Annotated in this window: 11 protein-coding genes; all 11 read right to left on the minus strand. The window is 75.0% G+C overall.

The window, feature by feature from the left end; translation table 11 throughout:
- Window positions 1-9: 9 nt before the first annotated feature.
- Entirely contained in the window at window positions 10-828 is an 819-nt protein-coding gene (locus AMK13_RS14205; protein ID WP_049649277.1) for an ABC transporter permease, read from the minus strand.
- Window positions 822-15776, minus strand: a complete 14955-nt coding sequence (locus AMK13_RS14210) for a non-ribosomal peptide synthetase (RefSeq protein ID WP_074002430.1) — start codon at window positions 15774-15776, stop codon at window positions 822-824. The genes AMK13_RS14205 and AMK13_RS14210 overlap by 7 nt, the downstream gene beginning before the upstream one ends.
- Complete coding sequence (gene sbnA, locus AMK13_RS14215; RefSeq protein ID WP_049658253.1) at window positions 15776-16795, minus strand: 2,3-diaminopropionate biosynthesis protein SbnA; 1020 nt, start codon at window positions 16793-16795, stop codon at window positions 15776-15778. Before sbnA ends, AMK13_RS14210 begins: the two co-directional genes overlap by 1 nt.
- A 191-nt stretch (window positions 16796-16986) precedes the next feature.
- The gene (locus tag AMK13_RS14220; RefSeq protein ID WP_074002431.1) at window positions 16987-18141 is read right to left on the minus strand and encodes an acyl-CoA dehydrogenase family protein; all 1155 of its coding nucleotides are present in this window, start codon (window positions 18139-18141) and stop codon (window positions 16987-16989) included.
- Window positions 18138-18833 (minus strand): hypothetical protein, encoded by a 696-nt coding sequence (locus AMK13_RS14225; protein ID WP_074002432.1) that lies wholly within the window; start codon window positions 18831-18833, stop codon window positions 18138-18140. The genes AMK13_RS14220 and AMK13_RS14225 overlap by 4 nt, the downstream gene beginning before the upstream one ends.
- Entirely contained in the window at window positions 18830-19726 is an 897-nt protein-coding gene (locus AMK13_RS14230; RefSeq protein WP_074002433.1) for a hypothetical protein, read from the minus strand. The genes AMK13_RS14225 and AMK13_RS14230 overlap by 4 nt, the downstream gene beginning before the upstream one ends.
- A gap of 2 nt (window positions 19727-19728) precedes the next feature.
- On the minus strand, window positions 19729-19998 hold the full coding sequence (locus AMK13_RS14235) for an acyl carrier protein (RefSeq protein WP_049655074.1): 270 nt from the start codon (window positions 19996-19998) through the stop codon (window positions 19729-19731).
- 44 nt (window positions 19999-20042) lie between these two features.
- Window positions 20043-21329: a type III PLP-dependent enzyme gene (locus tag AMK13_RS14240; RefSeq protein ID WP_074002434.1), complete on the minus strand. Its 1287-nt coding sequence runs from the start codon at window positions 21327-21329 to the stop codon at window positions 20043-20045.
- Window positions 21326-22735, minus strand: a complete 1410-nt coding sequence (locus tag AMK13_RS14245; RefSeq protein WP_074002435.1) for an ATP-grasp domain-containing protein — start codon at window positions 22733-22735, stop codon at window positions 21326-21328. Before AMK13_RS14245 ends, AMK13_RS14240 begins: the two co-directional genes overlap by 4 nt.
- Entirely contained in the window at window positions 22735-23664 is a 930-nt protein-coding gene (locus tag AMK13_RS14250) for a 3-oxoacyl-[acyl-carrier-protein] synthase III C-terminal domain-containing protein (RefSeq protein WP_049655080.1), read from the minus strand. Before AMK13_RS14250 ends, AMK13_RS14245 begins: the two co-directional genes overlap by 1 nt.
- A gap of 111 nt (window positions 23665-23775) precedes the next feature.
- Window positions 23776-24504, minus strand: coding sequence for a DUF4097 family beta strand repeat-containing protein (locus tag AMK13_RS14255; protein ID WP_049655082.1), 729 nt, complete (start codon window positions 24502-24504; stop codon window positions 23776-23778).
- Between the last annotated feature and the right edge of the window lie 111 nt (window positions 24505-24615).

Consider the following 24615-nt stretch of genomic DNA (forward strand, 5'->3'; position numbering starts at 1 on the left):
ACGGCGGGGTCAGGAGACCGCGGACCGGTAGCGGCGCAGGCTCAGCAGCACGGTGACGACGAAGACGGTCCCGAGCGAGGCGGCGATGGTGAGCGAGAGGCTCGGGGTGGCGGCGCTGCCGGCCGCGTCCGGGTTGCCCCACAGCCGCCGCAGGGCCGTCACCACGGCGCTGACCGGGTTCCACTCGGCGACCAGCCGCAGCCAGCCCGGCAGCCGGTCGACGGACTGGAAGGCGTTGGAGAGGAAGGTCAGCAGGACGGTGACCAGCCCGGCGACGACGTTGATGGTCTCCATGGTGCGGGAGAACATCCCGAGCATCAGGCCGACCCAGAGCATCGCGTACATGAAGGCGGTGAGCAGGGCGAGTCCGGCGAGGAAGGGCAGCACGCCGCTGTGCGGGCGCCAGCCGAACGCCAGGCCGGCCGCCGTGACCACGGCCAGGCCGATCAGCCCGACGACCAGGTCGCCGAGGGTGTGGCCGACCAGGACGGCGGGTCTGGAGATCGGCATGCTGCGGAACCGGTCGACCAGGCCGCCGCGCAGGTCCGCCGCGACGGCGACCGCGGTCGGGCCGATCCCGGCCAGGCCGACCTGGGCGGCCGCGCCCGCGAAGATGTACTCCTGGTAGCTGCCGCGGCCGGAGAAGGACAGCGAGCCCTGGAACAGGTAGCCGAGCACGATCATCGAGATGAGCGGGTTCATCACGATGCCGATCAGCCGGCCGGGTGCCCGGCGCAGCCGCCGCAGGCGCCGTCCGGCGACGGTGACGGATTCGAGGAGCAGGGCGAGCGGCGCCGAGCGGGGGCGGGGGGTGACGGCGGTCAGCATTCCGGGCTCCCGTCCAGGCGGCGCAGCTCGGCGTCGACGAGCCGTCCGATGACGGCCTGCGGCCCGGCGTGCATCAGGTACTCGTGGCCGGCGGCGATCCGGTGGACGACCACCCGTCCGTTCACGTGCTGCTCCCATCGGCCGGTCTGGTCGGCGAGTTGGTCCGCGGTCCACTCCTCGGCGGCCGCGAACAGGTGGAGGTCCCCGGTGAACCGGCCGGGGGTGAAGCGCTCCATCAGCGCGCCGTGGTGGCGCGACAGCCGCAGCAGCCGCAGCAGCGACTCCTCGTCGAGGTCGGCCAGCGGGCCGGCCTCGCGCCGCAGCAGGTCGAGCAGGGCGGCGCGGGTGCGGCCGGGGCCGGCCAGTTCGTCGCGTCGGTGGCCGAGCGCCTCCAGGGCGCGCAGCAGGAGTTCGCGGTCGTCCTGGCCGCTCTCGTCGCGGCCGGTGCGGCCGGGGTAGCCGTCCAGGTCGGCCAGGAAGTCGACCTGTTCGCCGGCCTCCTGGAGCCGGACGGCGATCTCGTGGGCGAGCACGCCGCCGTAGGACCAGCCGAGCAGCCGGTACGGGCCGTGCGGCCGCAGCCGCCGGATCGTCCGGACGTAGTCCGCTGCCACCGACCGGATGGACTCGGGCAGCGGGGCGGCGGCGTCCAGCGCGGGCGACTGGAGGCCGTACAGCGGGTAGCGCGGATCGAGGTACCGGGCCAGGCCCAGGTAGGGCAGGCTGAAGCCGAGTCCGCTGTGCACCAGGAACAGCGGGGGCGCGTCGCCGTCCGGCCGGATCGGCAGGACGGGCGCGAACGCGTCCGCGGACTGTTCGGCGGAGGCGGTCGGGCGGGCCCGCTTGGCCAGTTCCGCGACGGTGCGGTGCAGGACGACGTCCGCCACCGCCAGCCGGAGCCCGGCCGACTGGGCCCGGCCGACCAGCCGGACCGCCAGCAGCGAGTGGCCGCCGAGGTCGAAGAAGCTGTCGTCGATGCCGACCTCGGGGAGGCCGAGGACCTCGGCGAAGAGCGCGCCGAGGGCCTCCTCGACGGGGTTGCGGGGGCGGCGCGCGGCGGCGGGGGTGAAGTCGGGGGCGGGGAGGCGGTTGCGGTCGATCTTGCCGTTGGGGTTGAGCGGGAGTTCGTCGAGCACCACGACCGCGCCGGGGACCATGTACCCGGGCAGGTGGTCGGCGGTGTGGTCGCGCAGGGCGGCGGGGTCGGGTGCGGTGCCGGGGGTGGGGGTGACGTAGGCGACGAGGGTGGGGCCGGCGGGGCCGTCGGTGCGGGCGACGGCGACGGCGGTGCGGACGGTGGGGTGGGTGGTGAGGACGGCTTCGATCTCGCCGGGTTCGACGCGGAAGCCGCGGATCTTGACCTGGGTGTCGGCGCGGCCGAGGTAGAGGAGTCGGCCGTCGGGGGTCCAGCGGACGAGGTCGCCGGTGCGGTACATGCGCTCGCCGGGTGCGAACGGGCAGGCGAGGAAGCGGGTGGCGGTGAGGCCGGGGCGTCCGGCGTAGCCGCGGGCGAGTCCGGCACCGACCAGGTACAGCTCGCCGGCCACGCCCGGGGGCACCGGCCGCAGCCCGTCGTCCAGCACGTACGCCCGGGTGTTGCGGATCGGGCGGCCCAGCGTCACGACCCCGTCGCCCGCCAGCCCGGCCGCCGTGGACCAGATGGTGGTCTCGGTCGGCCCGTACAGGTTGGTGACCGTGTCGGCCCGGGCGGCCAGGGCGTCGGCCAGGGCGGGCGGGACCGCCTCACCGCCGATCAGGACGCGCAGGCCGCGCACCGACTCGGGGCGGTGGAGCACGAGTTCCTGCCAGAGCGCCGGGGTCGCCTGCATGATCGTGATGCCGTCGCGTTCGAGGGAGGCGGCCAGCGCGGCCGGGTCCAGGGCGACGCCCTCCGCGCCGACGACCAGCCCGGCGCCGGACAGCAGCGGCAGGTAGACCTCCAGGCCGGAGATGTCGAAGGACCAGGTGGTGACGGCCAGCAGCCGGTCGTGGGCCTCCAGCGGGAAGCGCTCCCGGGTGGACACCAGCAGGTTCAGCAGTGACCGGTGCTCGACCATGACGCCCTTGGGCCGCCCGGTGGAGCCGGAGGTGAAGAGCAGGTAGGCCAGCCGGGAGCCGTGCAGCGGGGCGGCCCGCTCGGCGTCGGTCAGCGGCCGGCCGTCGAGGGCGGCCAGCGCGGCGTCGACCTCGGGGTCGTCCAGCACGACCGTGGGCACGCCGGTGCGCGGAAGCCGTGCGGCGATGGCGAGTTCGGTCAGCAGGAGGACGGGCGCGGCGTCGTCGAGCATCAGCCGGACGCGGTCGGCCGGGAGCGCCGGGTCGACCGGCAGGTAGGCGGCGCCGCTCTTCAGGACGGCCAGCTGCGCCACCACCATCTCCGCCGTCCGGGGCAGCGACAGGGCCACCGGCCGGTCCGGGACGACCCCGCGGTCGACCAGGTGGCGGGCGAGCCGGTTGGCCCGGGCGTCGAGTTCGGCGTAGGTGAGGGCGGTGGTGTCGGTGAGGACGGCGACGGCCTCGGGGGTGCGGGCGGCCTGGGCCTCGAAGAGGGCGACGACGGTGGTGGCGGTGCCGGCGGGAGAAGCGTCGTCGGCGGCGGTGTCGTTCCACTCGGTGAGGACCTGCCGGTGCTCCTCCGGAGTGAGGACGTCCAGTCGGGACAGCGGCGTCCGCGGGTCGCGGGCGACCTGGTCGAGCAACCGGACCAGGCGGGCGGCCAGGGCCTCGGCGGTGGCCGGCTCGAACACGTCGGCGTTGTACTCCAGGGTGCCGACGAGACCGGCCGCGGAGTCGCCCGTGGAGTCGTCTGCGGAGTCGCCCGGGGAGCCGCTCGCGGAGTCGTCCTGGCGGCGGCGCTCGGTGACGGCCAGGGACAGGTCGAACTTGGCGCCGTCCGCCCCGACCGGCTGCTCTGTCGCCGTCAACCCCGGGAGGTCCAGGGACGGTTGGGTGTTGTTCTGGAGGGCCAGCATGACCTGGAAGAGCGGGTTGCGGCCCATGGAGCGTGCGGGGTCGAGGACTTCGACGAGTCGTTCGAAGGGGATGTCCTGGTGTTCGTAGGCCTTGAGGGCGGTTTCCCGGGCGCGGTCGAGGAGTTGGGTGAAGGCGGGGTCGCCGGTGGTGTCGGTGCGCAGGACGAGGGTGTTCATGAAGCAGCCGACGAGGTCTTCGGTGGCGTCGTCGGTGCGTCCGGCGATGGGGGAGCCGATGGGGATGTCGTGGCCGGCGCCGAGGCGGGTGAGGAGGGCGGCGAGGGCGGCTTGGAGGACCATGAAGAGGGAGGCGCCGTTGTCGCGGGCGAGGTGGGCGAGGCGGTCGTGGGTGTCGGGGTGGACGCGGAAGGGGACGGTGCCGCCGCGGTGGGTGGCGATCTTGGGGCGGGGGCGGTCGAAGGGCAGGGCGAGTTCCTCGGGGAGGTCGGCGAGGTTCTCCGTCCAGTACGCCAACTGTTGTGCGGCCAGGGAGGTTTGGTCGTGGTCGTCGCCGAGGAGGTCCTGCTGCCAGAGGGTGTAGTCCGCGTACTGCACCGGCAGCGGCGACCAGTCCGGCGCGGTGCCGGTGGACCGGGCCGCGTACGCCCGTGAGAGGTCCTGGGCCAGCGGGGTGGCGGACCAGCCGTCGGCCACGATGTGGTGGACCACCAGCAGGAGCAGGTGCTCCGCCGGGCCGGTGCGCAGCAGCGTCGCGCGGACGGGGAGCCGGGTCGCGAGGTCGAAGCCGCGGGCGGCCTCGCGGGCGGCTTCCGCCGGGGCCTCGGCGGGGGAGGTCTCCCGGACGGTGAGTCCGGTCCAGGCCTCGGTGCCGAGGACCTCCTGGCGGGGCTCGCCGTCGGTCTCGGGGAAGACGGTGCGCAGCACCTCGTGCCGCTCGACCAGGTCGGCCAGCGCCGCGTCCAGCGCCGTGACGTCCAGTGCCCCGGAGAGCCGGACCGCGAAGGCCATGTTGTAGGCCGCCGAGCCGGGCTCCAGCCGGTTCAGGAACCACAGCCGCCGCTGGGCGGAGGACAGCGGCAGAGCGGCCGGGCGCGGTCCGGGCCGCAGCGCGGGCCGCGCGGAGCGGTCCCGGTGGAGGCGGCCGGCCAGTCTGGCCACGGTCGGCGCCTCGAACACGTCCCGGATCGAGACGGTCGAGCCCAGTGCCGTACGGATCCGGCTGACCAGCCTGGTCGCCAGCAGCGAGTGGCCGCCGAGGTCGAAGAAGCTGTCGTCGATGCCGACCCGGGGCAGGGCCAGGACCTCGGCGTAGAGGGCGCAGAGGCGCTCCTCGGCCGGGGTGCGGGGCGGCCGGGCGGCGACGGGGGTGAAGTCGGGGGCGGGGAGGCGGTTGCGGTCGATCTTGCCGCTCGGGGTGAGGGGGAGTTCGTCGAGCACGAGGACGGCGGCCGGGACCATGTGGTCGGGCAGGTGGTCGGCGGTGTGGTCGCGCAGGGCGGCGGGGTCGGGGGCGGTGCCGGGGGTGGGGGTGACGTAGGCGACGAGGGCGGCGCCTGCGGGGCCGTCGGTACGGGCGATGGCGACGGCGGTGCGGACGGTGGGGTGGGTGGTGAGGACGGCTTCGATCTCGCCGGGTTCGACGCGGAAGCCGCGGATCTTGACCTGGGTGTCGGCGCGGCCGAGGTAGCCGAGCTGGCCGTCGGGGGTCCAGCGGACGAGGTCGCCGGTGCGGTACATCCGGGAGCCGGGCTCGTAGGGGCAGGCGAGGAAGCGGGTGGCGGTGAGGCCGGGTCGTCCGGCATAGCCGCGGGCGAGTCCGGCGCCGGCCAGGTACAGCTCGCCGGCCACGCCCGGGGGCACCGGCCGCAGCCCGTCGTCCAGCACGTACGCCCGCATGTTCCAGATCGGACGGCCGATCAGGGTGTCGGCGCCGTCCGGCCCGGCGCACACCTCGCCCCGGGTCGCGACGGCACCGGCCTCCGAGGCGCCGTAGAAGTTGAGCAGCCGGGCCGAGGGCAGGGCCTGCCGGAACGCCCGGACGGTGGCGGCGGGCAGCTGCTCGCCGCTGCAGATCCAGACCGCGCAGCCCGCGACGGCGGTTGGCTCGGCGCTGTCCAGGAAGGCGTTCAGCAGGCTGGGTACGACGGTGAGCCGGGCGATGCCGTGCCGGGCCGTGGCCGCCGCGAGCTCGGGCACGCTCCGGGCCGTGTCGGCGTCGACCAGGACGGTCGAGCCGCCGGACAGCAGCGGCGCCAGCAGCTCGGTGATCCCGTCGATGACGCTGACCGGCGACTTCGCCAGGATCGCGGCCTCCCGCTGCTCGGGGAGCTCCTCGGCGAACCAGGTCAGCCGGTTGACCAGGGCGCGGTGCAGTCCGAGCACGCCCTTGGGCCGGCCGGTGGAGCCCGAGGTGTAGATGACGTACGCCGGGTGGTCGGGCAGCAGCGGGCAGGTGCGGTCCGCGTCCGTGGGGGCGGTGCCGGGGAGGGCGGCCGTGGCGCGCTCCAGTGCCGGGTCGTCCAGCAGCAGGCGGGGCAGGCCGGTCTCCGGCAGCTGTCCGGCGGTCGCGCTGTCGGTCAGCAGGAGGGCGGGCGCGGCGTCGTCGAGCATCAGCCGGACGCGGTCGGCCGGGTACGCCAGGTCGACGGGCAGGTGCGCGCCGCCGGCCTTGAGCACGGCCAGCAGGGCGACGACCATGTGCGGCGACCGGGGTGCCGCGAGCGCCACCGTGCTCTCCGGTCCGACGCCCCGGCCGATGAGGTGGCGGGCGAGCCGGTTGGCCCGGGCGTCGAGTTCCGCGTAGGTGAGGGCGGTGGTGTCGCTGCGGACGGCGACGGCCTCGGGGGTGCGGGCGGCCTGGGCCTCGAAGAGGGCGACGACGGTGGTGCCCGGGTGGCCGCCGGCGGTGTCGTTCCACTCGGTGAGGACCTGCCGGTGCTCGCGCTCGGAGAGCAGGTCGAGCCGTCCCAGCGGGAGCTCCGGGTCGCGGGCGACCTGGTCGAGCAGCCGGACCAGGCGGGTGACCAGGGCCTCGGCGGTGGCCGGCTCGAACACGTCCGCGCTGTACTCCAGGAAGCCGTCGATGCCGGCCGGGGCCGCGCCGGCGTCCTGCTGTTCGGCCAGGAAGAAGTTCAGGTCGAACTTGACCGAGTCGGCGGCCGGCGGCTCGAAGGCCGCCCGGACGCCGGGCAGGGCCAGCTCGGGACGGGTGTTGTTCTGGAGCACCAGCATGACCTGGAAGAGCGGGTTGCGGCCCATGGAGCGTGCGGGGTCGAGGACTTCGACGAGTCGTTCGAAGGGGATGTCCTGGTGTTCGTAGGCCTTGAGGGCGGTTTCCCGGGCGCGGTCGAGGAGTTGGGTGAAGGCGGGGTCGCCGCTGGTGTCGGTGCGCAGGACGAGGGTGTTCATGAAGCAGCCGACGAGGTCTTCCATGGCGTCGTCGGTGCGTCCGGCGATGGGGGAGCCGATGGGGATGTCGTGGCCGGCGCCGAGGCGGGTGAGGAGGGCGGCGAGGGCGGCCTGGAGGATCATGAAGAGCGAGGCGCCGTTGTCGCGGGCGAGGTGGGCGAGGCGGTCGTGGGTGTCGGGGTGGACGCGGAAGGGGACGGTGCCGCCGCGGTGGGTGGCGACCTTGGGGCGGGGGCGGTCGAAGGGCAGGGCGAGTTCCTCGGGGAGGTCGGCGAGGTTCTCCGTCCAGTACGCCAACTGCTGTGCGGCCAGGGAGGTCTGGTCGTGGTCCTCGCCGAGGAGGTCCTGCTGCCAGAGGGTGTAGTCCGCGTACTGCACCGGCAGCGGTTCCCATGCGGGGGCCGCACCGCGTGCCCGCGCCCCGTACGCCCGCGAGAGGTCCCGGGTGAGCGGTGCGGCGGACCAGCCGTCCCAGGCGATGTGGTGGACGATCAGCAGCAGCAGGTGCTCCGCCGGACCGGTGCGCAACAGGGCTGCCCTCAGCGGGAGTTCGGTCGACAGGTCGAAGCCGCGGGCGGCCTCCGCCGGGGCCTCGGCGGCCTCCCGGACGGTGAGCCCGGTCCAGGCCTCCGTACCCAGCACTTCCTGGCGGGGTTCGCCGTCGGTCTCCGGGAAGACCGTGCGCAGCACCTCGTGCCGCTCGACCAGGTCGGCCAGCGCCGCGTCCAGCGCGGCGGTGTCCAGGGCCCCGGAGAGCCGGACCGCGAAGGTCACGTTGTAGGCCGCCGAGCCGGGCTCCAGTCGGTTCAGGAACCACAAGCGCCGCTGGGCGAAGGAGAGTTGCCCGGAACGGTCGCCCTGGACGGCGGGCCGCAGCGGCGGCCGGACCGCGCCGCCGGCCGCGAGCTCCCGGGCGACGCCGGCCACCGTCCGCTGCTCGAAGAGCGTACGGATCGGCACCTCGGTGCCCAGGGCGGAGCGGACCCGGCTGATCACCTGGGTGGCCAGCAGGGAGTGGCCGCCGAGGTCGAAGAAGTCGTCGTCGATGCCGACGGCGGTCCGGCCGAGCGCGTCCGCGAAGATCCCGCCGAGGATCTCCTCGACCGGGGTGCGCGGCAGCCGGCCCGCCGGGGCGGGGGCGCTGTCGGGGGCGGGCAGGGCCCGGCGGTCCAGCTTGCCCTGCGGGGTGAGCGGCAGCGCGTCGAGCACGACGACGGCGGCCGGGACCATGTACTCGGGCAGGGCCTCGGCGACCCGCTCCCGCAGCGCGGCCGGGTCCGGTACGGCCGGGGGCCGGGCGACCACGTAGGCCACCAGCCGGTCCTCGCCGTCGTCGGTGCGGACCACGACGGCGGCCTGCGCCACCTCGGGCCGGCCGGTCAGCACGGACTCGATCTCGCCGAGTTCGATCCGGAAGCCGCGCAGCTGCACCTGGTCGTCGGCCCGTCCGGCGTAGTCGAGTTGGCCGTCGGGGCGCCAGCTCGCCAGGTCGCCGGTGCGGTACATCCGCTCGCCGGCGGGGCCGAAGGGGTCGGCGACGAAGCGTTCGGAGGTCAGGCCGGGCCGGTCCAGGTAGCCGCGGGCCAGGTTGCCGCCGACGTAGAGTTCGCCGACCACCCCGGCCGGGACGGGCCGCAGCGCGGAGTCGAGCACGTAGACCCGGTGGGCCCGGGTGGGCCGGCCGATCGGGGGCCGGCCCGAGCCACCCGGCCGTTCGCCACCACTGAGCCGTTCGCTGAGCCGTTCGCCGCCACCCAGCCGCTCGCTCACCGTCGAGGCGAGGACGGCCTCGGTGGGCCCGTAGCCGTTGATCATCTGCAGCTGCCCGGACCAGCGGTCCACCACGTGCGGCGGGCAGGCCTCCCCGGCGACGACCATGGTCAGGTCGGCGGGCAGCCGGGTGCCGTCCGGGAGCGCGGCGGCGACCACCGGCGGCAGCCCGGCGAGGTTCACCCGGTGGCGGTGGATCAGGTCGACCAGCGGCCGGCCGGGGACCCGGCACTCCTCGTCGGCGACCACCAGGGTGCCGCCGCCGAGCAGGGACAGGCTCAGCTCCCAGACCGAGGCGTCGAAGCTGAACGAGGCGAACTTCAGCACCCGGGTGTCCGGGCCGACGCCGAAGCGCTCGATCAAGCTCGCCACCATCGCGGCGAAGCCGGAGTGGTCGACCGTCACGCCCTTGGGCCGGCCGGTCGATCCGGAGGTGTAGATGACGTACGCCGGGTGCCGGGGCAGCAGCGGGGCGGTCCGCTCGGCGTCCTGCGGGGCGTGCGCCGGGAGGCCGGCCAGCTCCGCCAGGGTGGCCGGGTCGTCGAGCAGCACCGTGCGGCAGTCGGCCCCGGCGAGCTGTGGGGCGAGGGCGGCGGTGGTGAGCAGGACGGCGGGCCGGCTGTCGGCCAGCATGAAGGCGATCCGGTCGGCGGGGTACTTGGGGTCGATCGGCAGGTACGCGGCGCCGGTCTTGAGCGCGGCCAGGACGGCGCAGGTCATCTCGACCGGGTCGGGTACGGCCAGCGCGATGATCCGCTCCGGTCCGACGCCGTGGGCGATCAGCAGCCGGGCCAGCCGGTTGGAGCGCTCGTCCAGCTCGCGGTAGGTCGTCTCGCGGTCCTCGAAGACCACGGCCACGGCCTCGGGCGCCCGGGCGACCTGGGCGGCGAACAGCGCGGGGACGACGGTGCGCGGGGCGGCACTGGCTTGTCCGGCCCAGTCGCCGAGGATCCGGTGGTGCTCCTCGTCGGTGAGCAGGGGCAGCCGGCGGAGCGGGACGTCCGGGGCCGCCAGGACGCTCTCCACCACGTGGGCGAAGCGGTCCAGGATGCGGACGACCTCGTCGCGGTCGTAGCGGTCGGGGCGGAACTGGGCGCTCAGCGTCAGCCGGGTGTCCGGGTAGGCGAGCACCGCGAGGCCGCGCTCGCCGGCCAGCCGGGTGCGGGCGTTGCCCAGCCGCAGCTCGGGCACCAGCGCGTTGAGCCGGCCGACGTCGGCCTGCGGCTGGTTCTGGTAGCTGAACACGGTGTCGAACAGCTCGCCGGCCCCGGCGATCCGCTGCACCTCGGCCAGGCCGAGGTGCCGGTGGTCGAGCAGGGCGGTCTGCTGCTCGTCGATCCGGTGGAGGAGCGCGGCGACGGGCAGGTCCGGGTCGAGCCGCACCCGTACCGGGAGCATGTTCAGGAAGAGTCCGACCAGCGACTCGATGCCCGGAAGCTCCGGCGGCCGCACCGAGTTGACCGCGCCGAACACCACGTCCGGGGCGTCGGTGAGCCGGCCGAGCAGCAGCGCCCAGCAGCCCTGGAGGACGGTGTTGAGGGTGAGGTTCTCCGCGCGGGCCCAGGCGACCAGCCGGGCGGTGAGCTCCTCGGGCAGGGCGAGGTCGACGGCCTCGGGCAGCCCCGGGTCGCCCGGCCGGTCGGCCGTGCCGAGCCGCAGCGGCTCGCCCAGCCCGTCCAGTGCCTGCCGCCAGGCCGCGCGGGCGGCCTCGGTGTCCTGGGCGGCGAGCCAGTCGAAGTACGCCCGGTAGGAGGGCGCCGGGGGCAGGGCGGCAGGGTCGCCGCCGGTGGCGTACAGGGTGAACAGCTCCTGGGCGATCACGCCCATCGACCAGCCGTCCACCAGCAGGTGGTGCAGGGTCCAGAGCAGCCGGACCCGGTCGGGGGCCAGCCGGAGCACGGTGAAGCGCAGCAGCGGGGGCCGGGCCAGGTCGAAGCCACGGGTCCAGTCCGCGTCGGTCAGCCGTTCGGCCTCGGCCGTCCGCTCCGCCTCGGTGGGGAGCCCGGACAGGTCGACCTCCTCCCAGGGCACCGGCACCGAGGCGGCCACGACCTGCCGGGCGTCCTCGGCGGGCCGCTCGGGGAAGTGCACCCGCAGGCCGGCGTGCCGGGCCAGCAGCGCGGCGGCCGCGGTGCGCAGCGCGGCCGGGTCGAAGGGCCCCTCGATGTCGAGGACGGCCTGCATCAGATAGGAGTTCATGCCCTGCTTGTCGAACTCCGTCTGGAAGATCAGGCCCTTCTGGAGCGGTGACAGCTCCAGCGCCTCGCCGTCCGCCGCCCCGTCCTGCTCGCCGGGGACGGCCTGCTCGGTGTGGGAGGCGTGGGCGGCCAGGGCTTCGAGGGCGCGGAACCAGGCGCGGGCGATGTGCTCGGCATCGGCGTCGGCCAGTGCCTCCGGGGCCCAGAGCCAGTCGGCGACCAGGTGCGGCCCGTCCGGCCGGTCCTCGGTGACGGGCGTGGCCGCGAGCACGTGCCGCAGCGGCATGCTCGGGTGCACCCCGGTGCCGACGACGGCGTGCCGGGCGTCCGGCAGCCAGTCCCCGGCGCTCTCGTCCCGGTCGGTCCGGAACCGGCCGAGGTAGTTGAAGCCGAGCTCCGGTACGCCGTGCCGGGCCAGGGCGGTGACGGTCTGCGGGTTGAGGTGGCGCAGCAGCCCGTGGCCGAGCCCGTGGTCGGGCAGCCGGCCGAGCTGCTGCCGGACCCGGCGCACGGCCGCGTCGAGCGGCTCCCGCCCGGCGTCGCCCGGGTCCAGCCGTACCGGGAAGACGCTGGTGAACCAGCCGACCGTACGGGAGAGTTCGGCCTCGTCGGTGAACGGCTCGCGGCCGTGGCCCTCCAGTTCGACGGTGACGGCGCCGGCCGGGCGGTCGCGGTGCCGGCGCCAGTCGGCGACGGCGAGCGCGAGGCCGGTCAGCAGCAGGTCGTTGATCTCCCCGCCGTAGACCCGGCGGGCGGCGGCGAGCAGCGTCGCGGTGGTGGCCGCGGGCAGCTCCAGCCGGAGCCGGTGGGCGGAGCCGTACACGTCCCGCTCGGGGTCCAGCGGTCGGGAGCCGAGCGGCTCCGAGGCCGCCGACTGCTCGGCCCACAGCGGGAATTCGCGCACCCGCTCGGCGGTGCGGGCCTGCTCGCCGAGCAGCTGCGACCAGCGGCGGTAGGAGGTGCCGACCGGTTCCGGGGTGAGGCCCCGGCAGGCGGCGGCGAGGTCGGCGACCAGGACCCGCCAGGAGACCCCGTCCACGCACAGGTGGTGGGTCAGCCAGACCAGCCGGCCGGGGCGGCCGGGGCCGGCGTCGAGCAGGACGAGCCGGGTCACCGCGCCGGTCTCGGGGGCCAGCCCGGTGCGGGCCGCGGCGATCTGCTCGTCGACGGCGGCGGCCAGCGCGGCCGGGTCGTCGGCGAGCGCCGAGACGTCGACCCGGCGGACGGCGTCGGCGGCCCGGACGGCGCCCCTGGGCAGGGCCTCCAGGGACCACAGGCCCGGCGCCACCACGGTCAGCCGCGACCGCAGCGCGGCGTGGTGGTCCAGCAGGACGGCGGTGGCCGCGGTCAGCCGGTCGAGGTCCAGGCCGGCCGGGGTGGTGAGCACCTGGTACTGGCTGTACTCCCTGGTCCGCTCGTCCAGGACGCCGAGGTCCTCGCGCAACTGGTGGGCGATCGGCAGGAGTTCGACCTCGCCGGTGTCGTCCGGCGCAGCGGCCGGGCGGGCCGGGCCGCCCGGTGCGGCGAGCGCCGCGATGGCGGCGGGGGTGTGGTGGGTGCGGATCTGCAGCGGGGTGACGGTCAGTCCGGCCCGGCGGGCGTGGCCGACCGCCAGGATGGCGCTGATGCTGTCCCCGCCCAGCTCGAAGAAGTTGTCGCCGGGGCGGACCTCCGGCACGCCGAGGACCTCGGCGAACGCGGCGCAGACGATCTCCTCGGCCCGGCTGCGCGGCGTGTCCGGCCGGGCCGGGGCCTCGGCGCCGGCGGGTGCCGGGTCGGGCAGCGCCCGGCGGTCGACCTTGCCGTGCGGGGTGAGCGGCAGGGCGTCCAGGAGCAGGACGTTCGGCGGCACCATGTACTCCGGCAGGACGGCGGCCAGGCGCTCGCGGACCCCGGCCGGGTCGAGCGCGGCCCCGGCGCGCGGGACGCAGTAGCCGACCAGCCGGGTGCTCCCGCCGGTGCCGCCGACCGCCCGTACCGCCGCGTCGGAGACGTCCGGCAGCGCTCGCAGCGCCGCCTCGATCTCGCCGAGCTCGATCCGGTGGCCGCGCACCTTCACCTGGTTGTCCCGGCGGTCCAGGAAGACCAGTTGCCCGTCCGCGCCGCGCACCACGCGGTCGCCGGTGCGGTACATCCGGCTGCCCGCCGGGCCGTACGGGTCGGGCACGAACGCGGCGGCGGAGCGGGCCGGGTCGGCCAGGTAGCCGCGGCCGACGCCGGCGCCGCCGACGTACAGCTCGCCGGGCGCGCCCTGGGGGACCGGGAGCAGGGCGTCGTCGAGCACGTAGAGCCGGGTGTTGCGGACCGGGCGGCCGATCGGGACGGCGCCGTGTTCCGGCAGCCCGTGGCCGAGGTGCGCGTGGGTGACGTCGTCCGAGCACTCGGTGGGCCCGTACGCGTTGACCAGCCCGACCAGCGGGTAGCGGCTCGTCCAGCGCCGGCACAGGTCGGCGGGCAGTGCCTCGCCGGTCGCCACCAGGTGGCGCAGCGCGGCCAGCACGGGAGCGCCGGCGCCCAGGTCCCAGGCGTCCAGGGCGGCGCGCAGCAGTGAGGGGACGACCTCCAGGACGGTGACGTCCTCGGTGTCGGCGAGGGCGAACAGCAGGTCGGGGTCGGCCGCGGTCTCCCGGCGCACCACCCGGACCAGGCCGCCGACCACCAGCGGCGCGAGCATCTGCCACACCGACACGTCGAAGGTGACCGGGGCGTTCTGCACCACGCTGTCGGCCGCGTCCAGCGCCAGGTCGTCGACCTTCGCCAGCAGGTGGTTGACCATCCCCGCGCGGTGCACCATGGCGCCCTTGGGCGCCCCGGTGGACCCGGAGGTGAAGATCACGTACGCCAGGTCCAGCGGGGTGCCGAGGACCGGCGCGAGGTCGTCGGCGGCGTCCCGCTCCCGCGCGGAGACCTCCAGCAGCCGGACCGGACGGCCAGCGGCGGCCGCCACCCGTTCGGCGAGCGGCCGGTGGGCGGCGTCCGCGACCACGGTGGTGATCCCGTTGTCGGCGAGCAGGGCGACGGTCCTGGCCTCGGGCGCGCCCGGGTCCAGCGGGACGTAGGCCGCGCCGGCGCCGATCACGCCGAGCACCGAGGCGATGAAGTCGGAGCCCGGGGTGACCAGCAGGGCCACCAGGCCGGCGTCGCCGACCCGGCGGGAGAGGGCGCTGGCCCGGCCGACCAGCTCGGCGTACGTGGTCGTGCCGCCGTCCTCGGCGACCGCCACGGCCTCGGGCCGTCGGGCAGCGAGTTCGCGGATCCGGGCCACCGCGCAGTCGAAGCCCGCCGGGCGCTCGGGCCCGCTCGACTCCCGCACCCAGGCGGCGCGGTCCCCGGTGTCCACGGCCAGGCCGCCGACCGGCTGCTCGTCCCCGGCCTCGGCGAAGCGGTCCAGGAACTCCACCAGCCGGGCGAGGTGGCCGTCGATCTCCGCGTCGGTGTAGCGGTCCGGGTTGCCGTTGAGGTGCAGCTCGATGCCGGCCCCGGTGGTCTCGACCACGGTGACCATCAGGTCGTCGATCAGCCCGGTCGACAGGTTCACCACCCGCGCCGTGCACGGGCCGAGGGCCAGTTCGGCCTGCTGCGGCAGCAGGTTGACGAACGGTCCGAAGGGCCGCCGGTCGTCGCTGCGCAGCCCCATGGCGCGGCGGATCGCGCTGACCCGGTGGCGCTGGTGGCGGAGCGCCTGGGCGAGCTCCTTGGAGGTGTGGCGCAGTAGCCCGGCCCTGGTCAGAGTGGGGCGGACGGGCACCCGCAGCGGCAGGTAGTTGGCCAGCATGCCGGGGATCGACCGCTCGTGGGCGGTCGGCCGGGCGGTCACCGGCAGGGTCAGCAGGACGTCCTCGACCCCGGTCATCCGCTGGGTGTACACCGCGACCGCCGCCATCACCGCGGTCGGCCAGGTGACGTCCGCGCGGCTGGCGGCCGCGCGCAGCCGGGCGCTGGTGCCGGCGGACAGGGCGGCGGTGCGGCGCAGGAAGCCCTGCGGCGCGGCCGTCGCGGGTTCCCGGTGGGAGAGGTCGGCGGGCTCGGGCGGCTCGGGGAACCGGCGCTGCCAGAACTCGGCGTCCCGCCGGGCCCGGGAGGAGCCGAGGTAGGCGGCCTCGGCGGCGAGCAGGTCGGCGAGCGGGGGCAGGGCCGGGCCGGCGTCCCCGCCGTCGGCCTCGTACAGTTCGGCCAGCCGGCGCCAGAGCACCACCTGGCTGAAGCCGTCGCACAGCAGGTGGTGGACGGAGAGGTAGAAGAGCGCCCGGTCCGGGCCCAGGGTGAGGACGGCGAGCCGGAACAGCGGGAACCCGGCGGGGTCGTAGGGCTTCGCCAGGTCCGTCCGCATCCAGTCCAGCGCCGCCGCGGACGGGTCGGGCTCGGCGCCGAAGTCCAGCTCGTCGAGCGGGAGTTCGGCGACCTCGCGGAGGCGCTGGCGGGGTTCGCCGTCGACGTCGAGGAACTGGGCGCGCAGGCACTGCGCCTCCTCGACCAGCCGGCCCAGCGCGGTGCGGAAGCGGGCCCGGTCCAGCGGGCCGCGGACGTCCAGGTAGCCGGCCGAGTTGTACGCGTTGCTCCCGCCGGCCCCGTTGACGTCGAGCCAGATCTCCGTCTGGCCGGCGGTGAGCGGCAGCGAGGTCCCCAGGACCGATGTCATCACAGGCTCCCAACGGAGGTCGGGCCGATCGAGGCGAGGCCGGTACCGGGGGCGGCCGCCTCGGCGGCCAGGGCGTCGGGGCCGAAGGACTCCAGCACCCACGCGTCGTCGTAGACGGTGTCCAGGTAGCGTTCGCCGAGGTCGGGCGCGATGGCCACGGCGGTCAGCTCCTCGTCCGGCCGGTTGGCGCCCAGCCAGCGGGCCGCGCCGCTGAGCACCGTGCCGGTCGAGCCGCCGAGCAGGAAGCCCTCGCGCAGCAGGGCGCGGCAGGCCCGGACGGTGTCGGTCTCGGCGACCAGCACGGTGTCGTCCACGTAGGACTCGTCGAGGATGGCGGGCCGGACGCTGGTGCCGATGCCGGGGATCAGCCGGCCGCCCGGCTCGTGGCCGAAGTTGACCGAGCCGACGGCGTCGACCGCGACGATCGTCACCCCCGGGTTGTTCTCCCGGAAGTACCGGGCGCAGCCCATCAGGGTGCCGGTGGTCCCGGCGCCGACGAACAGCACGTCCAGCTCCGGGAAGGCCTTGGCGATCTGCGGCCCGGTGGTGCGGTAGTGGGCGGTCCAGTTGCCCGGGTTGGCGTACTGGTTGAGCCAGTGGAAGTCCCGGTGCTCGGCGCACAGCCGGGCGACCAGGTCGAGCCGGGCGCCGAGCAGGCCGCGCTGCGGGTCGGGCTCGGTCACCACCCGCACGTCGGCGCCCAGGCGCTGCATCAGCCGCCGGGAGACGGTGGTGCAGCGGGAGTCGGTGACGCAGACGAAGGTGAGCCCCCGGCTCGCCGCGACGAGGCTCAGCGCCACGCCGAGGTTCCCGGAGGAGCTCTCCACGATGGTCATCCCCGGCCGCAGCGCCCCGGACCGGAAGGCGGAGTCCACCATCTCGCCCGCCGCCCGCAGTTTGACCGAGCCGGCGAAGTTGAAGCCCTCGCACTTGAGGTACAGCGGACGGCCGATCATCCGTCGGAGGTCGACGTACAGGTCCTCGACGTCGAATTCCTGCGGTGTCGTGATAACTGGCATGCGTCTACTCCCACCCGGTCGTTCCGTGGTAGCGGGTGCCCAATCGGTCCGAAGCGATGGCCCCATGGTTTCCGAACACACTGACGTCGCACTGATTCGCAACTGATGGGGCGAAGGCCCTGGTCAGAGGCCCGGGACGGGCCCCGGGGCGCCGCCGGGGGCGCCTGCCGGGGCGGCCCCGGGAGGCGCTGCTAGGCGCGCCCGACCTTGCCGGTGAGCAGTCCCTGGAAGAGGTTCAGCCGGTGGATGTTGGCGGCGCCCTCGAGGAACTCCATCGCCCGGGCGTCGCGCGCGAGCTTGTCCAGCAGCGGGTGCGCCAGCCGGGCCCCGGGCCCGAAGAAGCCGCAGGCCGCCAGCGTCACGTCCTCGGCGAGCCGGGCGGCGCGCAGTTTGGCGGCCGAGGCGAGGTGGCCGTCGGCCGGCCGGGCGTCGACCGTCGCGGCGGCGTCCAGCACCAGGCGGTGGACGGCGTCGATCCGGCGGCCGATCGCGTCCAGCCGCTCCTGCTCGGCGGTGCGCAGCGGGCCGCGGTGCGCGGTCACGTAGTCGTGGGCGGCGCGGGCGATCCCGACCGCGATCGCCGCGACGCCCGGGCGCAGCTGGTTGAAGATCTGGACGAAGGACCAGACCCCGCGCCGGCTGGCCGGGAGGTGGCGGCCGAGGACGTGTTCCTCGGGGACGGCCACCGACTCCAGGCGGACCGCGCTGATCCGCGCGCCGCGCAGTCCCAGCATGTCCAGCGGCTCGGCGTGGAACCCGGGGGTGTCGGTGTCGACCAGGACGGCGGTGATGCCGAGCGGGCCGGGCCGGGTGCGGGCGAAGACCACCGCGAGCCGGGCCCGCGAGGCGTTGCCCACGTAGCGCTTCTCGCCGCTGAGCAGCGCCCCGCCCGGGGCGGGGGTCAGCGCGGTGGTCAGGGCCGTCGCGTCCGAGCCGCGGTCCGGTTCGGTCAGCGCGAAGCAGGTCCACAGGGGTTCGCGCAGCATCCGGCCGTAGAACCACTCCTTCTGCCGCTCGTCGGCGCACAGGCCGACCGCGACGCCGGCCAGGAACGGGCCCGGCGAGGCGACCATCGCGCCGACGTCGGCGCGGGCGAGCTCCTCCATGACGACGGCGCGTTCCAGTGCCGAGTCGCCGCAGTGGCGCTGCCCGTCGATCTTCTCCGGCTCGTTCCCGTACGCGGCCGGGATGCCCATCGTCGCCAGGTAGCGCACGGCCGGGAGGTCCAGGTGCTGCCGGATGGCCTCCGGGTCGCGGTCGATCTCCAGCGCGAGCGGGCGCAGCCCGGCGCCCCACTCGCGGGCCCTGGCGCGCAGCGCGGCCAGGTGCCCGTCCGGCCCGGTCATCGCGGTTCCTCCCCGGTCACGTGGACCTCCGCCAGCAGCTCCGACAGGTAGCAGGGCATCCCGGGGCCGTCCCGCAGGTAGCCGCTGGCGCCCAGCAGCCGGACCTGCTCCCGGTCGGCCGCGGTGATCCGGGCGTGGACGTCCGCCAGCACCGCGGCGGCCAGGTCGCCCGGCCCGGCGCCGGACAGCACCGCCCGGACCTCCAGGTGGTCGGCCACCGCCTCGGCGACGGTGCCCTTCACCAGCTGCTGCTGCAACAGGTACGAGTCGCCGCTGCGGCGTCGGCCCAGGTAGCCCAGGCAGGCCGAGCGCAGCGACTCCGACAGGCCGAGCCGCACCCAGGCCAGGCCCAGGACGAAGGCGGCGCCGGCCTCCCGCTCGGCCGCGCCGCGCCGGGCCGGCGGCGCGGTCGTGACGGTGGCGGCGACCACCTCGCCGCCGGGCAGCGCGGTGCGCGACAGCACGGCCTCGTCGGCGGGGCGGCGCGGTCGGGCGGCGCCGGCCACCCAGAGCCCGCCGGCCTCGGCGAAGGTCCGGGCGTCGGCCACGGTGTGCCCGCCCGGCCCGCAGGGCAGCAGGCCGGGCGTCAGGGCGGAGGCGAGCAGCCGCAGCGCCGGGGCGAGGCCCCGCTGCCGGGCGGCGTCCTGGCAGCGGGGCCACAGGTCCGTGTCCCGGTGCGTCACGGTGGTCACCGCCCGCCCCGTTCGATCAGGCAGACGGCCAGGTCGCCGGTGTCGGGCTCGTGGTCGACGACGGCGATCCGCTCCTCCCTCCCGGCCGCCCAGGCGGGGTCGGCGGCGAGGGCGGTGAGGGTGCCGGAGGCCGGGTGGCCCGGCGGGGTGCGCACGATCCGGCCGGGGTGGCCGGGCAGGTCGCGCGCCGGGTCGAGGGCGGCGCCGAGGACCAACGGGCAGCCGGTGGCGTCCAGTTCGGCCAGGGCGGTGCGGACGGCGGCCGGCACGTCGTCCGGTCCGGTGCCGGTGCGCTGCCACAGGGTGAGCCGGCCGAGGGCGCCGCTGTCGGTCAGCAGCAGTGCCAGGCCGGCGTCCCCGGCGAGGTCCCGTCCGGTCCCGTACGGGAAGGTGGCCTGGTCGAGCACGAACACCGCGACGCTGCGCAGGTCGTGCCGCCGGGCGTAGGCGTCGGCCAGGCGCAGCGCGGCGAAGGGGGCGTTGGAGCCGCACTCGGAGACGGCGAAGGAGAGCGGCCCGCCGGGGACGCGCTCGGAGAGGCTGGTGACGGCGGCGAGCCGGCAGTCCAGGTCCGGGGTGGCGTGGGCGACCACGGCCAGGTCGATCGGCGGCGCCTGCGTGGCCGCTGCCGTTCGTCGGTCCTGCGGGTCGAGCGCGGCGAGCAGCTCCCCGGCCATGTCGGCGAAGGTGTTCCCGGCCGCCTCCCGGACCAGCTCCGGCCGGTGGTCGACGCCGTAGGCGGCCGTCAGGTCGGCGAAGTGGCGCAGCGAGAAGGCGTCGTCGATCCGTGCCCGGCCCGGTGGGAACCTCCGGTGGGTGATCGCGGCGAGCCCGAGCGGGAAGACGGCGGGCGCCTCCCAGGGGCCCTTCGTCGGTACGGTCCGGACCGGCATGCTCAGCCGCCCAGTTCCGTGGCCACGAAGTCGGCCAGCGAGCGGACGCTCGCGAAGTGGGCCATCTCCAGCGAGTCGGTGTCGAACTCGACGTCCAGCGACTCCTCCAGCCGCATCAGCAGCTCGAAGACGCCGGTGGAGTCGAGGCCGAGCTCGTCGAAGAGCCGGGACTCCTCGGTGAGTTCGGGCAGGTCGTAGTCGAGCACCTCGCCGAGGGCGGCGGAGATCTCGGTGACGATCCGCGCGCGGTCCGTGCCGGTGGCTCCGGTCATGGTCGGCACTCCTTCCGGGGGTTGGGGGTGGGGACGTGCGGCAACTAGCTGGAGCGGCCGAGGAGTTCGGGGGCGATCGGGCGCTGGTGGCGCAGCAGGTCCTCCGGGCGGTCGGGCTCGCGGACCAGGTGCGCCTCGCCGTCGAGCACCAGCACCTCGGCCGGGTAGCCGTGGCTGAGGAAGTGCACGGGGGAGGCGGTCGGCCCGTACGCGCCGGAGCGCAGCACGCCGAGCAGGTCGCCCGGCCGCACCGGCGGCAGCTCGGCCTTCTTGGCCAGGGTGTCGTTGGGCGTGCAGAGCGGGCCGGTGACGTTCCACACCTCGGTGGCGGGCTCGTCGAGCCGGTTGAGCAGCAGCATCGGGAAGTTGCGCTTGACGAAGGAGCCGATGCCGACCGCCGCCATGTGGTGGTGGGTGCCGCCGTCGGCGACCGCGAAGCGCTCGCCCAGCGACTCCTTCACGTACCGGATCCGGGTGACGTAGGTGCCGGCCAGCGCGGTGAGGTAGCGGCCGAGCTCCATCACCAGCCGGGTGCCGGGGTGGCGTTCGGCGAACGCGGCGACCAGCGGGTTGATCCCGGCGGCTAGCTTCGGCAGGTCGAGGTCCCGTTCGCCGTCGAAGTAGGCGACGCCGAGGCCGCCGCCGACGTCCACCAGCTCCAGCTCGAAGTCCAGGGCGGCGCTGAGGCGTTCGGCCAGGTCGAAGATCCGTTCGGTGTTCTCGACGATGGTGTCCTCGACCAGGATGCGGGTGCCCATGTAGACCTGGACGCCCATCACCCGCACCGCCGGGTGGCGTGCCACCAGCCCCGGGTCGGCCAGGAGTTGGGCCTCGTCCATGCCGAACTGGCGGGGCTTGCCGCCCATGGTGAGGCCGGAGCCCTTGACCGAGAAGCTCGGGTTGACCCGCAGCGCGACCGGCGCCACCGTGCCGCGCTCGCGGGCGAGTTCGTCGATCAGCGCGAGTTCCTGGAGGGACTCGCAGACGATCGCCGCGATCTCCTCGTCCAGGCAGGCGAGCAGTTCCTCCCGGCTCTTGCCCGGCCCGAGGAAGAGGATGTCCCGGCCGGCCACCCCGGCCTGCCGGGCGGTGCGCAGCTCGGTGAGCGAGGAGACCTCGGCGCGGGCGCCGTGGGCGTGGAGCAGGGCGCAGATGGCGAGGTTGGGGTTGGACTTGAGGGAGAAGAACACCTGGAGCCTGGGGTCCAGGTGCTCGCGCAGGTCGCGCATCCGCCCGGTCAGGGCGTCCCCGTCGTAGAGGAAGAGCGGGGTGCCGTACCGCTGGGCGATCTCGGTGACGGGTGTGCCCTGGATCTCGAAGACGTCGCTCATGGCCGGTCCCCTCTCTCCCGCCGGTCGAGCCGGTCGGCGATCTCCGCGTCGATGGTGGTCAGTTCCTCCGCCGAGTCCGCGAGGACGATCCCGTACAGCCGGCCGTCGACCGGGGCGCCGCCGCCGGTGAACGCCGCGTTGACGGTGGCGAAGTTGTTCACCAGCAGGCCGGTGCCGCCGGCCGGGTCGAGCAGCAGGCCGTCGAGCAGCCGGCGCAGCTCGTCGAAGGCCAGCGGTTCGGTCAGCCGCAGCGGGTAGTGGCGGGCGACGGCGACCTGTTCCGGCTTGACGAACCGTTCCTGCAGACGGATCTGGTAGGTGGACATGTTGTTGCGGGCGTTGATCTCCACGACCGGGTAGATCCCGCCGTCCGGGTCCACCATGGCGTCCACGCCCACCACACCGTGGAAGCCGTCCGCGGCCAGCCGCTTGCCGAGCAGGTCCGCGGCGGTGCGCAGCTCGTCGACCTGGTCGGCCCCGAGCCGGGCGGGCATCCGGTGGCCCTTGTGGACGCCGTCCTCGGTGAGCTGCTCCTTGACGAAGTCGAACGCCACCGAGCCGTCCAGGCCCACCGTGAACTGGTAGTTGAGGTCGGTGCTCTTGGCGACCCACTCCTCGACCACCATGGCGATCCGCGGCCGGCCGGAGGCCTCGACCTGCTTGGCGATCAGCCCGAGGATCCGCTCGCCGCGGCGCCGGCTGGTCAGCCGGGCGATGCCCTTGCCGGAGACGCCGAACGCCTCCTTCACCACGGCCCGGCCGTCGCCGAGCTCGGCGTCCACCGCCGCGAAGGCGTCGGCGAGTTCGGCGAGCGTCTCGCAGGCCCAGCCGCGGGGCTGGCGCAGGCCGAGCTCGTCGGCGATCCGGCGGCTGTAGACCTTGCTGTTGACGGCCTTGCAGGTGGCCGCGTCCGGTCCGGCCAGGCGCAGCCCGGTGGCCGCGGCGAGGCGCTCCTCCGGCTCGGACACGCCGTGGGCGGCGATCCGGCAGCCATCGGCGGCCAGGTCCGCCAGTTCGGCGAGCAGGGCCGGGTCGGCCAGGGCGTCCTCGGTGACGGTGCGCTGCGGGTCCTGGGCGGCGGGGACGTGGACGTGCGGCAGGTCCAGGCCGAGCCCGGCCAGGTAGCCGAGGTAGTCGCCGTCCGGCCGGGTCTTGAGCACCACGTGGTCCCGGCCGCCGGCCAGCAGCAGGGCGAACTCGTCCATCCGGTTGACCACGGCGCTGGAGGTGGCGGCGGAGAGCCGGGGCAGGGTGTGCTCGCCGAGCGCCCACTGCTGCTCCACCTCGAAGTTGCCCAGGAAGAGCAGCCGGGCGTCGGGGGAGCCGGTCAGGGCGAGGGCCAGCCGGTCGGCGGCATCGGCGGCATCGGCGGCATCGGGGGTCCGGCCCCCGTCGCGGGCGCCCATCAGTGCCTCACGACCATCGCGGCGAAGGACTGGCCGAGCCCCGCGGAGGTCATCAGGTAGGTGTCCCCGGGCCGCAGCAGGCCGAGTTCGAGCGCCGACTGGTAGTTGATGAAGGGGTCGGCGCAGAAGCAGTGGCCGGTCCGGCCGATGTTCTCCAGGAAGATGCGGTCCCGGTCGATGCCGAGCGCGTTGGCGGCGACCGTCCAGGAGACCCGGTTGACGTTGTGCGGCAGCACCAGGTCGAGGTCGCCGACGGCCAGGCCGGCCGCGGCCAGGGCGCCGTCGATGACCTCGGCCATCGCGTCCTGGTAGATCCGCTTGGCCTCGCGGGCACCCTCGGCGTCGAGGTCGATGACGCCGTCCTCGCGGCCGTGGATGCGGGCGTGGTAGCCGAGCACCCGGTTGCGGTCGCCGCCGGCGCCCACCAGGACGGCGGTGACGCCCTCGCCCATGATCGAGACGTCCTCGACCCACTGGGAGAACGGGGTGAGCGTCTTGTCCCCGGCCAGCACCAGCGCGAGCGCGTCCGGGTCGCCGTCCGCCGCCAGCAGGGTGCCGGCCGCGTCCACCGCGAGCAGTCCGGTCGCGCAGCCGTGGTCGGCCACCGAGAAGACCTTCGCCCGGCGCAGCCCCAGCGACTCGCAGACCGTCCGCAGCGGGCTGACCGGGTACGGTGCGGTGGTGCGCAGCCCCTTGGCGCGCACCACGTACCGGATCCGGTCCTCCTGCCCGGCGAGGGCGTCGAGCTTGCCCGCCGCGGTGGCCAGCAGTTCCGCCTCGGACTGGTCGGGCGCCTGGCAGATCCGGTCGAGGCCGTACAGCCTGGTGAACCGGCGCACCTGCTGGTCGGTCAGCCCCAGCGGCTCCCGCAGCTGTTCGACCGAGACCGTCGGTGGCAGGTAGCTCGATACCGCTTCTATCGACGTCATGCGACGGGGCCTCCTCGCGACAAGGATCGGAGCCCCACCAGATTCGCCGGGAACGCTGACAGGCTGCTGACGCCCGGCTGATCGCCGGACGGCAGCCCGTTGCGCGGGTTGTCAGGCCTGCTTGACCTGGATGCGCCCGTTGCTGGTGCTCAGGTCGAGCTGGTAGCGGCCGGACGGGTCGTCGGAGACCCCGATGTCCTTGTGGCCGTTGCCGGTCTTCGCGGACACCTTGTACGTGGCGCTCGGCACGACCAGGGTGATGGCGCCGTTGGACGTCGACGCGGAGACGTCCTGCGGCTTGGTCGAGACGAGGTCGATCGCCCCGTTGTGGGTCTCGGTCTGGATGCGGCTGCCGTTCAGCCCGCGCCCGGTGATGGCGCCGTTGGTGGTCTTCACCTCCGTGGTGCCGTTCACCCCGTCCAGGCTGACCGCCCCGGAGTGGGTGGACACCTGCACGTTGCCCACCTGGGTCAGGTTGACCGAGCCGGAGTTGGTCTGGCCGCTGACCGGCAGGCCCGGGGGGACCTCGACGGTGTAGGTGACCGAGCAGTACTGGCCGCAGCCGCCCAGCACCAGGACGCCGTTCTCGACCCGGCTCGTCACCCCGGGCTTGTCGTTCTTGTAGCTGACCGACCGGTGCACGGAGACCTTGTCGAGGCCGTCCTTGCCGCGCAGGGTCACGCCGCCGGAGGTGGTGTCGAGCCGTACGGCGGTGATCTTGTCGCTCACCGTGGCGTCGTCGTCGAAGTTGTTGTCGGGAGCCAACCCGCACGCGCTGAGACCGCCCACGGCGGCCGCGAGGACGACGAAGGACGCGAGACGGCCGGACTGCTGGCGCATGTCATTCCCCAGATCTGAAGGACGTTCCTGGACAGGCCCCGTCGCGGGGCGGACCCCACGAAGCTATCCCGCTGGGAAAGCCGGGGACCATGGGGCTAACCCCCGTCTCCT

The sequence above is a fragment of the Streptomyces sp. CB02056 genome (assembly GCF_001905545.1).
GTDB lineage: Bacteria > Actinomycetota > Actinomycetes > Streptomycetales > Streptomycetaceae > Kitasatospora.